At 45.4% G+C, this 11721-nt stretch carries 11 protein-coding genes and 1 tRNA gene; 9 read left to right on the top strand and 3 right to left on the bottom strand.

Annotated features, from left to right (window positions below; translation table 11 throughout):
- Nucleotides 1-208: 208 nt before the first annotated feature.
- Both ANME2D_RS10205 and ANME2D_RS10200 read left to right on the top strand, forming a co-directional pair.
- Entirely contained in the window at nucleotides 209-415 is a 207-nt protein-coding gene (locus ANME2D_RS10205) for a hypothetical protein (RefSeq protein WP_048091330.1), read from the top strand.
- On the top strand, nucleotides 408-1751 hold the full coding sequence (locus ANME2D_RS10200; protein WP_048091328.1) for a cobyrinate a,c-diamide synthase: 1344 nt from the start codon (nucleotides 408-410) through the stop codon (nucleotides 1749-1751). Before ANME2D_RS10205 ends, ANME2D_RS10200 begins: the two co-directional genes overlap by 8 nt.
- A 2-nt stretch (nucleotides 1752-1753) precedes the next feature.
- Here ANME2D_RS10200 and ANME2D_RS10195 read toward each other — a convergent pair whose 3' ends face one another.
- From ANME2D_RS10195 to ANME2D_RS10185, 3 genes are all read right to left on the bottom strand, one after another.
- A complete protein-coding gene (locus ANME2D_RS10195; RefSeq protein ID WP_048091326.1) occupies nucleotides 1754-2605 on the bottom strand; it encodes a TatD family hydrolase in 852 nt (283 codons plus the stop codon).
- Entirely contained in the window at nucleotides 2602-4080 is a 1479-nt protein-coding gene (locus tag ANME2D_RS16925) for a tetratricopeptide repeat protein (RefSeq protein ID WP_052368797.1), read from the bottom strand. Before ANME2D_RS16925 ends, ANME2D_RS10195 begins: the two co-directional genes overlap by 4 nt.
- Before the next feature lie 397 nt (nucleotides 4081-4477).
- Nucleotides 4478-5194: a hypothetical protein gene (locus tag ANME2D_RS10185; RefSeq protein WP_048091324.1), complete on the bottom strand. Its 717-nt coding sequence runs from the start codon at nucleotides 5192-5194 to the stop codon at nucleotides 4478-4480.
- A 168-nt stretch (nucleotides 5195-5362) separates the two neighbouring features.
- Here ANME2D_RS10185 and ANME2D_RS10180 point away from each other — a divergent pair, with 168 nt between their 5' ends.
- The 7 genes from ANME2D_RS10180 (at nucleotide 5363) to ANME2D_RS10155 (ending at nucleotide 11594) form a co-directional block, all read left to right on the top strand.
- Nucleotides 5363-6703, top strand: a complete 1341-nt coding sequence (locus ANME2D_RS10180; RefSeq protein WP_052368796.1) for a heterodisulfide reductase-related iron-sulfur binding cluster — start codon at nucleotides 5363-5365, stop codon at nucleotides 6701-6703.
- Nucleotides 6690-7811 (top strand): class II glutamine amidotransferase, encoded by a 1122-nt coding sequence (locus ANME2D_RS10175; protein ID WP_241763355.1) that lies wholly within the window; start codon nucleotides 6690-6692, stop codon nucleotides 7809-7811. Before ANME2D_RS10180 ends, ANME2D_RS10175 begins: the two co-directional genes overlap by 14 nt.
- Nucleotides 7811-9319, top strand: coding sequence for a glutamate synthase-related protein (locus tag ANME2D_RS10170; RefSeq protein WP_048091322.1), 1509 nt, complete (start codon nucleotides 7811-7813; stop codon nucleotides 9317-9319). Before ANME2D_RS10175 ends, ANME2D_RS10170 begins: the two co-directional genes overlap by 1 nt.
- A gap of 70 nt (nucleotides 9320-9389) precedes the next feature.
- Nucleotides 9390-10118 carry a GltB/FmdC/FwdC-like GXGXG domain-containing protein gene (locus ANME2D_RS10165; RefSeq protein WP_048091320.1) on the top strand — a complete coding sequence of 243 codons (729 nt, stop codon included), beginning with the start codon at nucleotides 9390-9392 and terminating at the stop codon, nucleotides 10116-10118.
- A gap of 227 nt (nucleotides 10119-10345) precedes the next feature.
- Nucleotides 10346-10492 carry a hypothetical protein gene (locus tag ANME2D_RS18045; RefSeq protein ID WP_157834063.1) on the top strand — a complete coding sequence of 49 codons (147 nt, stop codon included), beginning with the start codon at nucleotides 10346-10348 and terminating at the stop codon, nucleotides 10490-10492.
- Between the two features lie 155 nt (nucleotides 10493-10647).
- Nucleotides 10648-10754: transfer RNA gene (locus ANME2D_RS10160), tRNA-Gly, on the top strand.
- A gap of 183 nt (nucleotides 10755-10937) precedes the next feature.
- Nucleotides 10938-11594 (top strand): tyrosine-type recombinase/integrase, encoded by a 657-nt coding sequence (locus tag ANME2D_RS10155; protein ID WP_198527407.1) that lies wholly within the window; start codon nucleotides 10938-10940, stop codon nucleotides 11592-11594.
- Nucleotides 11595-11721 lie beyond the last annotated feature (127 nt).

Genomic DNA, 11721 nt, shown 5'->3' with positions numbered 1-11721 from the left:
GCACATTCGGGCGAAATTATTAACAACGAACTTATACTAACTCAAAACGAACTCCAAGAGTTAGTTCCAGTTCGTTTATGTTCGTTGTTTTTATCAACTATTAGATTTCAGACGAGGAAAATGCAATGAGTTTATATTTTTATATAAATTAAATAAAAATAATACTCTATTTATTTTTGTATCCTCACTGATGTATTGCTATTTTTGGATGGGTTCCCAACAGCCGAACGCACCGCTGAGGACAGGTGATGGCATCGGCATAGGATTACGGGAAACTGGAGTTGCCGTCAGGGATATGTATGTAAATAATCACAGGGTAACCGCTGCGGACCTTGGTTCCACGGTTAAGATACACCTTGCGATGATGTTAATATACAGAAATCCTATAGTTCTCACGGTGATAACCTATTCCTGAACCCAAAACACCCGCTGTTCTGATCGCAGGCACGGGCAGCAGCGCTGGAAAAACTACAGTGTCCTTGGGCCTGATGGCTGCGCTCAGTAAAAAATACAAAATCCAGCCTTTTAAGGTCGGACCTGATTTCATTGACCCCGGTCACCATACGGCGATCTGCGGGCGTGCATCGAGGAATCTGGATAGCTACATAATGGATGAGAAGGGTGTGCTTGAGACCTTTGCGCGTGCATCGCAAGGTGCGGATTTCTGCATCATAGAGGGAGTAATGGGTCTTTTTGATGGTTTGGATGATACTGAGGTTGCAAGTTCTGCACATGTTGCAAAGATCCTGGATGTACCTGTTGTGCTCGTTGTTAATGTATACGGGGTATCGAGGAGCGCTGCTGCTGTAATAAAGGGTTTTACAGAATTCGATAGGGTCAATATTCAGGGCATTATTTTAAATAACGCTGGCAGCAAGAGACATACAGAACTCATCCGCAATTCACTCAGAAGCGCGGGCATCAATATTCCCATAATCGGGGCACTTCCAAGATCAAAGGAGATATCAATCCCGTCAAGACACCTTGGTCTTCATACAGCAGGCGAGAATAAGCTGGATATAAGACTGCTCTCTGATTTTATTGAAAAACATGTCGATATAGAGGCGGTAAAAACAATTGCAGGTAATTTTAAGGCGCAGGATATAACCCTGAGCGAACCGGATGAAATATCCAGTACAAGGATTGGTATTGCATGGGATAGCGCATTTTGCTTCTATTACCAGGATTCATTTGATGACCTTAGAAGACTGGGAGCTGACCTTACATTTTTCAGTCCTGTGAGCGATGAGCTGCCACAGGTGGATGGCATCTATCTGGGCGGAGGATACCCTGAGCTGCATGTGCGCGAGCTTGAAGCTTCAAGAACGCGTGATGATATAAAAAAAGCTGCGGATGACGGGATGCCGATATACGGTGAATGCGGGGCGCTTTTGTATTTGAATGAGAGCCTCAGTACCGACAGGACATACAGGATGGCTGGCATCCTCGGAGCAAGTTCAAGAATGACGGATAAGCTTCAGGCACTTAGTTATACAGAGGCGCAGGTTGTATCCGACTCACCTATTGCAAGAAAAGGCAAAATAGTAAGAGGTCATGAATTCCATTACTCTGTTACAGAATGTGATAGGGATGCCAGGTGGGTTTATAGATTGAGGCGGGGGAAGGGGATTAACTCTGGTATGGACGGCCTGATTGAGCACAATACGATGGCAAGCTATATGCATACCCATCCCGCATCAGTTTCATTTGCTGAGTTTCTACGCCTGTGCAGCAGATATAAATCATTTTAGAATCAATCAGCCTGAACACTGATCTCCACACCATACACTTTCTCCGGATTCTCCTTGTGGATCTTCCAGAATACATCTTCGCCCCACTCCGGTATCAATTGTTTTGTCCTCCTCGGTACGGTTTTTGGCCCGAGCACAGAGCCGGGTCTTTTCGGGTCATCGATGTAATCAGTTTCCATCATAAAACGATCTCCTTCACCCAGTGCTTTTTTTATGGCATCCTCCCCGGCCAGGATGCTCGGGAATATACCTGTTCTCTCGCATATTTTGACCATGGGCGGCGCAAAATGTTTCACGACACGCTCAGCAGGTAACCCCACGCCTCTGGCAATCCCGGCTATCTCTTCAAGTGCTTCCTCGGTCGCTGTCTCTGTATGCAGTTGTACAGCGCAGCCTGAATCCCTTGCAAACTCAAAACTGCGGCGCATGATATCATTGGAGGTATCCCATGTTTCTTTATCCACAGGGTAATGGGGACGCCCGGACTTTAATCCAACAGCTAATCCTTTATCAACATACTCACACGCAATTTCAAGCCCGCCTTTCATGATCTCGCAAGCGCGCGCAAGCCCGAAGCGCTCAGAGAGCCTGTTGATCTCGGCAGGATGCACGCCGAGCACAACGAATACTTTTGCTTCAGATTCAACGCCGTGCGCTATCTTCAATACCTTATCAAAAACCTGCCTGTAATCATCAGGCCTGTTTATCTCGATGCCAAGAGACCACGGAGGTAGCGAGACAAGAACGAGATGCGTGCCCCCTGCGCGCGCGAACTCTTTGACGGCTTCGATACACCTGCCTGAGGGGTTGAGGTGCATGTGGTTGTCGAGGATGGGGAGGGTGGGGGCGGTCATGAACGCTCGAACTCTAAAACCTTTGATATAGGTTGGCTTTTCGTCTCCATAGTTCCCTCTATGCTTTTTTCAAACTCAATTGTGCCAATTTTAACCTTAGCAAGCTGGTTATAGAGTAGTATAAATATTAATAGGACAATCAAAATTATTGAATGTGCTACATATATTATCTCAGAAAATCTGTAAATCCAGAATAAATAAAAAGACACTATAAGAAGGGATATTATTACGATTGAAAGGTATATTTGGATTTTGGAGATTTCTGGCAATGCTTCTACTTTGCCAAGAATCCGAATGTTACGAATTGCTCTTATATTCATAGGGTCAAGAGTACGAGCTTTTTGAAACTCTGTTTCTGCTTTAGTATACTGTTTTAATTGGGTATATGCACAGCCAAGATTATTATGAATATTAGAGAGGGATGAGGGAATCATCAAAGATGAATTTTCTAATGCCGTTTTATACTCTTTTATTGCATCTTTAAGATAGCCTTCATCTACGAGGATATCTCCAAGGCGTCCAAGTGCATAGGGGTTTTTGGGTACAATTTGAAGCGCCTCTCGTATCTCTTTCTCGGCATCATAAAAATGCGCATTTCCTCTTAAAAGATGTGCGTAATTGTAGTGAGCCACTCCAAATTTCGGATTTATTTCAATAGCTTTCTTATAGTGTTTTTCTGCTTCATCTTTCCTATTCAGTTCTAAAAGCAGATTCGCGTAATTATTATGCGCTAATTCATCTTTCGGGTTTATTTCGATAGCTTTCTTATAGTGCTCTTCTGCTTCATCTATCCTATTCAATTCTTCAAGAAGCATTGCATAATTATTGTATGCATCGCCGTATTTCGGGTTTATTTCAATAGCTTTCTTATAATGTAATTCAGCCTCATTTTTCTTTTCAAGTTCTTTAAGCGATATTGCATAATTATAGTGTGTCTGTGCATTTTTTGGGTTTATTTCTAATGCTTTTTCGATGTGCTTTCGAGCCTCTTCTTTTCTGTTCAGTTTTGCAAGCAGGGCTGCGTAATTATTATGCACCAATTCATCTTTCGGGTTTATTTCTATCGCCTTTTTATAATTTTCTTCAGCATCTTCGTTTTGGTTTAATTCTTCAAGCATGACTGCATAATTATTGATTGCAGAAACATTTCTTGTATCTAGTTCTATCGCTTTTTTATAATAGTCTTCACAATCAATCATTTTTCCGAGAAACTTTGCTGCGGAGCCTGCGTTAGTGTATGCAAAAGATTTCACTTCTCCTTCTAGATTATTTGCTGCCGCAAGCGCCAGCACATAAGCATAGTCATGTTTTCCATCCAACCCTCTCTCTCCTGATATATTCAACAACTCCTCCGCCCCTATCCCCATCTCCTCTGCTATCTGCGCCGCTTCATCCACGCATGCCTCAGGCTCGCCGCGCTCGATGCAGGGCGCGAGTTTCTTTAAGAATTCCTCGGTCTTGTTATTATCGGGCATTTTTCTCCTTCAGTAGCGAACCTTTCTTTTATTCTGAACTTTACATATTAAAATAAGTTATATATCACGCTTCTGCCCCGGCAGGCGCACCTTTCAGCGATACGTTCAACTCGCTCATCTGCACAACCTTTGAAGCATCATTAGACAGCATTATCAAGCTCTACTTTGAGATCTTTGCGCACTGGTATGAAAAAGACGATTAACAACGAACTCAAAACGAACTTAAACGAACTCATCAGTCCGAGTTCGTATCGAGTTCGTACCAGTTCGTTGTTTATATTAGCTGAACCACATCCGAGTCTGAGATACGGTATATATTGAACTTTTTCGTACCAGAACGCAAAGGAATAAAAATTATACCAACACATAATGTAACCAGCGCCGATTGCCACAAGTGCTAATGAGAGTTTTTAAGATGCTTCTCCATCTTCTTCCCATCAACCAGCACCCCGCATCTGGGACACGGCTGAAAGCCGTGCGCCTCTCTTAGATGCAGATCCATCATTACAGGCGACTCCAGAGCACCGCAAACCTCACATTCAATATAAAAATGCCTTGTTTTCACATGCTCACCAAAATTCTCGATCTCTATCAGGTCGTCGCATTTGGGACAGATCTTTTTCCCGTGGATCTCAAACAGGTGCCGCTCCATCTCATGAGCTAAAACAAAACCGCTACATACAGCGCACATGCTCATATCATGAGCCCGCATATGGTCTTTCAGGTAGTCAGGCTTTACCGGCTGTTCGCATACCTTGCACGGCACATACGCATGGCTCTCTTTTAAATGCGAATATGCCTCATGTGCCTCGATCAATAACCTGCACTCCGGGCATATGCTCTTTCCGTGCTTTTCCAGTATATGCTTCTCTACCTCTCTGGAATGCTCACCGCAAACAGCGCATCGCTTCATCCCGCCAGCCATATGTTTTTCAGGCCTGTTATGGTATCTGGCGTTGTGTTCTTCAAGCCTGTAAGGATTAAATAGCTGGCCGCACTGCGGGCAAATTACATATCCGTGGGACCTGGTCATATGATCCTCAAGGCTCAGGAAAGGAACAGGTTCGCCGCATTCGAAGCACCTGACATGATCCAGAAGAGTGTAGTTAGGCATCGATATGCTCTATATCTATATGTCAATATAAATAATGGGCATTGTCTGGTTGAATAAAGAGCCTTGACCTGCTATCTTTATATACCCTGCCACCAGTGTATTACCTATTGCTGAGTTAGCTATAAATACTATCACAGCTATCGTCAGGTTCCCCAATGAGAGGTGAAAATGCCAGAATACACATTGTTCCTAGGTTGTATCATACCGGCACGCTTCCCTTTTATGGAAAAATCAACACGACTTGTTCTATCCCGGCTTGGCTGCATTCTGCATGATCCCGATGGTGCGACCTGTTGCCCTACAAAGAGCATCATAAAACCATCAGGCGATCTGACCTGGTATATCACAGCAGCAAGAAACCTCGCTATAGCAGAGAGGGCAGGCCATGATCTGCTCATACCCTGCAACGGCTGCTACAGTACGCTCAAATCAGTGGATGTGGAACTCAGGACGAATTCGCATCTTCTGGACAGGGTGAACAGGATACTCTCATCTGCAGATTTAGAATATAAGGGAAATGTAAAAGTAAAGCATCTGGTTGAAGCATTGCATGATGATATAGGCATTCCGAAGATTAAGCAGCAGATCATCAAACCTTTTGACGGAGTGAGGATTGCAGCACATTGCGGCTGCCACATGCTCCGCCCCAGCTCTTCCATATTCTTTGATGATCCCAACAAACCTAAAAAATTCGATGCATTGATAGAAGCCCTTGGTGCAAAGAGCATAGAATATGAGACCAGGATGTTATGCTGTGGCGGGAATCTGAACACTGCTGATGAGCCTGATGAAGCCACAGCTTTAGCTCGAATGAAACTCCTTGAGGTCTCAAAAAAGGCCGATGCGATCTCACTTACATGCCCATCGTGTTTTATGCAGTATGACTCGCGCCAGTACCTGATGCAGAAAAGCGGAGAGAGATTGAATGTTCCCACTCTCTACTATCCTGAATTACTGGGTCTTGCCATGGGTTTTACACCCGCCCAGCTCGGGATGGATATGCACAGGATAGATGCCGGCGAGTTCCTGTCGAAGTGGGATGCTAAATATAATTATCTTAAGACGCTGCGGGAGCTGTTTGATCTTGGCTCGGTCCGCAGGTGCTACGAGTGCGGAGCATGTGTAAATGATTGCCCTGTAGTGAAGATAAACCCCCTGTTCAATCCGAACGAGATTATAGGCAGACTGCTAGCAGGTGAACTTGAGGCTGTGGTAGAATCCCACAGCATATGGCGCTGTGTTGATTGTTACACATGCTATGAGCTGTGCCCGCAGAAATTTGGCATGAACAGGATATTCGATAAACTCAAGCATATGGCTCTTGAGAGAGGAAAAGGGCCAAGCAGCTACAGCGCCAGTATAGAGATGTTTAAAAAAGGCGGGAGACTGGGTGAGCCTACATCTGTGAGAAAGAAACTGAAACTCCCTGAGCCTCCAAGGAGCGGGGCCGAGGAATTAAAAAAATTATTAAGTTTAATAGAGAAGGGTGAAGAAAATGAAGTGCGATAATCTGATGAATCCAGAGAAAATCAATCCATCCAGACGGGTTCATCAAAGAATACCATCCGGATGTGCGATTTCTGGAATGATGAGTGAAGAAGGCAGGTGCATTGACGGCAGAGCGGTAATAAAATCAATCGCCTGCATGCATAACCGCTCAAACGGACTTGGCGGAGGATTTGCAGCCTATGGTATTTATCCACAGCGAAAAGACCAGTACGCTTTCCATATGATGTATGATAATGCGGAAGCAAAAGAGACAACTGAAGAGTTCTTTAAGGATGCCTTCAATGTTGACAAGGACGAACCCATTCTCACACACAGAGATAACGGTGTATCAAATCCCCCGATACTCTGGAGATACTTCCTTGAGGTGCCTGAGAACAAGCTTGACCTCATCTCCGAGCGGGATTATGTCATGAAGACCGTAATGAGTGTCAACTCTGATATAGAAGGGGCCTATGTTGCCTCAAGCGGCAAGAACATGGGTGCATTCAAGGGTGTTGGTTATCCAGAAGATATCGGCAGGTTCTATAGATTAGAGGATTACAGTGCATACATCTGGACCGCCCACGGCAGGTTCCCCACAAATACTCCTGGCTGGTGGGGTGGCGCTCATCCGTTCACACTCCTTGACTGGTCTGTGGTGCATAATGGTGAAATATCATCATATGGAATAAACAAGCGCTATCTTGAGATGTTCGGGTACAGGCTTGAGCTCAGGACAGATACTGAGGTCATTGCCTATCTTTTTGATCTGCTTGTAAGAAGGCATAAGCTTCCGATAGAAAAAGCTGCTATGGCGCTTACCTCACCGTTCTGGAAGGATATAGATCGCATGGAGCATGAGCAAAAGAAAATAGCCACAGCCATGAGGCAGGTGTATGGGAGTACGCTTTTGAACGGCCCCTTCAGTATAATCCTCGGGCACAGCAATGGCATGATCGGACTGAACGACAGGATTAAACTTCGTCCGATGACTGCAGCCCGCAAGGACGATATGCTCTACATGGCATCTGAGGAATCGGCGATCAGGGCGATAGCTCCTGATCTTGATGAGATATGGAGCCCGAGGGCAGGAACGGCTGTAATAGGTAGGCTTTCGGAGGCAGAATAATGGAATCGCAGCTTCCGGCAGAATTCATTGTGAATATTGACCAGGAGAGGTGCAGAAGATGCAAGCGCTGTGTGATAAACTGCAGCTTTGGCGCAATTGAATTCAAAGACAGGGTCGCTCCAGATCACAGGCTCTGCGTTGCATGCCACAGGTGCGCAACATTCTGTCCTGAGAGTGCTATCGCTATTACCGAGAATCCGCTTACCTACAAGTACGGCTACAACTGGACATCTGAGATCAGGAAGAATATCTTAAAGCAGGCCGAGAGCGGGGGCATCATACTTACAGGCATGGGCAACCCAAAACCCTATCCTGTTTACTGGGATCATATGCTGATAGATGCCTGCCAGGTGACCAACCCATCTATCGACCCTCTGCGTGAACCCATGGAATTGCGCACATACCTTGGAGCTAAACCCGAGGCTCTTGAGTTCTATAAAGAGTATGATAAGATCGATCTTAGAACCGATATTGCACCCCAGGTAAGGCTGGATATACCTGTAGTGTTTGCAGCAATGTCATACGGCGCAATAAGCTTGAACGCGCACAGGGCCCTGGCCATGGCAGCCAGACGCATGGGAACCCTTATGAATACAGGTGAGGGCGGCCTGCATGAGGACCTCGTACCCTATACTGACAGGATAATCGTGCAGGTTGCATCAGGAAGGTTCGGAGTAACGAGTAGATACCTGAACAACAGCGCAGTAGTGGAGATCAAGATAGGACAGGGAGCAAAGCCGGGTATAGGCGGGCACCTGCCTGGTGAGAAGGTAGGTGAGGACATCTCAAAGACACGCATGATCCCTGCGGGCACAGATGCACTATCCCCTGCCCCGCATCACGATATATACTCTATAGAGGATCTCTCCCAGTTGATCTATGCTATAAAAGAGGCAACCGACTACAAGAAACCTGTATCTGTAAAAATAGCTGCAGTGCACAACGTAGCTGCCATAGCAAGCGGGATTGTGCGGGCTGGAGCAGATATAGTAATGATTGACGGCTTCCGCGGAGGGACAGGTGCAGCTCCGATGATTGTTCGAGATCATGTAGGGATTCCAATCGAACTTGCACTTGCAGCAGTGGATGACAGATTAAGGCAGGAAGGTATTCGCAACAGGGCATCCATCCTTGTCGGTGGTAGCATCAGGCAGAGTGCGGATGTCGTGAAGGCCATAGCACTTGGGGCTGATGCCTGCGTCATAGGCACGGCTTCGCTTATAGCCATGGGATGCAGGGTATGCCAGAAATGCTATACCGGGAACTGCGCATGGGGTATCGCAACGCAAAAACCTGAGCTTGTGCGCCGCTTGAATCCTGAAGTCGCAGCAGATAGGTTATGCAATCTTCTCTCTGCATGGGGGCATGAGATCCAGGAAGTGCTGGGTTCACTTGGCATTAATGCTATAGAATCGTTAAGGGGAAGCCGGGAGCGACTGCGCGGCGTTGGGCTTCCTCAGGAGACGCTTGACATCCTGGGAATAAAACATGCAGGGATAGGGCAGTGATTCTTATGAGTAATTTTTATGATAAGTTGAGCAGGATGGATGCGTTTCGCATTAAGGGACATGGTGCTTTATGAGAATCGATGCAAAAGGTATGCATTATCGGCAGTTAAACAAAATTATCCGCGATGCTGTAGCATCCGGTGAAAAGGAGTTCGAACTTGATGACATAGGCGGGCAGAGGTATATCGGCGGTGGATTAAATGAGAACGTAAAAATCACCGTCAACGGTACGCCGGGAAATGACCTCGGGGCCTTCATGAACGGACCCAGGGTCATTGTTAATGCAAATGCACAGGATGGTATCGCGAACACCATGAATTCAGGTGAGATAATCATCCACGGCAGTGTGGGAGATATCATAGGCTATGGTATGCGCGGCGGTAAATTATACATCAAGGGAGATGCAGGCTACCGTGTGGGAATCCATATGAAGGAATATAAAAAGCAGGTTCCTGTAATCATAGCAGGCGGCACTGCAGGTGATTTTTTTGGGGAATATATGGCAGGGGGAATAATGGTACTGCTTGGCATGAATGGAAAGAGCCCGATTGTAGGTGATTATGTGGGAACAGGTATGCACGGCGGGGTTATATACATCAGAGGAGAAGTCGACCCGTATCATCTTGGAAAAGAAGTGAGCTGCCTTGAAGCGAATGAAGAGGATATGAAGTTAATAGGATCTTATCTTAAGGAATACTGTGAGCATTTCGGGTTTGATCTCAATGAAGTGATGAGCAAGAGCTTTATAAAATTGCTTCCACTGTCACACAGGCCGTATGGGAATCTGTATGTGTACTAGAGCCTTTTTACTTATTTAAACCGCAGGTCATGTATATTAATCATTGAACAATCTACAGATACGGCCTGAAATCCCCAGTAAGCTTTATTAATGAAGTTGTTTATATCAGACTTATAATGAAGATCTTGTAGGGGAATTTATTTTATAACAGACAGATTAAATTTATCACAGTTTATAGAAAATTTTAAATACTAAAATGCTAAGAGATACGTTTTGGAGGATAAATCTTGAAGTATTGTGTTGATTGCAGATACTTCTCAACAAAAGTAAAAGGAAGTAATAGAGAGCAATATGACGGTTCCTGCACCCTGAATAAGAAAAACGTGTATGAGACCAATCGTGGATGCAAAGACTTCAGAGAGGAACGCATTTAGGGCATAATTGTCTCAGGGTAGATTGGATTATTCGTCACGCCCATAGCAATCCTTGGCGCAAGCACAGTCCTTGCGCTTGAAGTGCTGTTACTATAAGTCCTGAAAGAGACCACAAACAATATATTACTTGACCCAATATTTAACCTAAATATTAAGCGGCTGTGGTCTAGCGGTTATGACAGGGGCTTCCCAGCGGCCTTTTGTATGCCTACCAGAAGGCGGGAAACAGCCTCTAACCCGGGTTCGAATCCCGGCAGCCGCATCTAATTACAGGTTCTATTCGCTCCCTTTCGGGAATACTTTCACTTTGCTCTCAGAAGGCTTAAGAGAACAGAACGGAGAGTGAAGTAAAATGTTGTACAACCATGAAAAGTACTGAAGAGAGAATAAAGAGTTTAGGTATTAGTGAGGCAAACAAACAGCTTATTTTTGAGTTCGAGAGTTATTGTTTTGCAGAGGGTCTGAGGATTTCCAGGACTGGATGAAGATATCTTCAAGAAAAGATTCCAGGAAGCTGCCGGAAGACATGCTGTCCGAGGAGGAAATAGAGAAAATGATCAGTGCCTGCGAGCACCCCAGGGATAGGGCACTGGTAGCCTGCCTCTACGAGAGCGGTGGCAGAATAAGCGAGATTGGGAACCTTAAGATCAAGCATATCAAGTTTGACCAGTATGGAGCCGTTCTCATGGTTGGCGGCAAGACCGGCATGTGTAGAGTGAGGATAATATTTTCATCTCCATACCTTGCCACATGGCTTGAGAACCATCCTTTCAGAATGGAGCCGGAGGCATTCGTCTGGGTCGGGATATGCACAGTAGGCAGGAATGTTGATAATGCCCTTCTGAAGATGCATGGGATAGTCACTGAGGATATGAAAGATGTTCAAATGAGTCCAAAGCAGTGCACCCGGTGCGGTACGATGAATGCGCCCACTACAAAGTTCTGCTCCAAGTGCGGTCTAGCCCTTGACATCAAGGCTGCTTTGGAGATAGAGGAGAAGAGCTCTGAGGTTACAATGGATTTCATGCAAGCTGCAAAGAGTGACCCAAAGATAGTGGATTTTATGAAGATGCTGTTGCAATCAATATCAACCAAAGATTAATCCACTCTTTCCTTTTTCCTTTTTCTGGTTTGTACCCCGTCAGGTTGCTCATAGGCAGATGGTCTTATAGTCAAGTGCTAAGATAATCGTAAATTGGTACGTTAACAATATCTTGTTCAAAAGCTGT

Source organism: Candidatus Methanoperedens nitratireducens (assembly GCF_000685155.1).
Classification (GTDB): domain Archaea; phylum Halobacteriota; class Methanosarcinia; order Methanosarcinales; family Methanoperedenaceae; genus Methanoperedens; species Methanoperedens nitratireducens.
The sequence above is the reverse complement of the archived record's forward strand: the minus strand, read 5'-3'. Positions and strand labels throughout refer to the sequence as shown.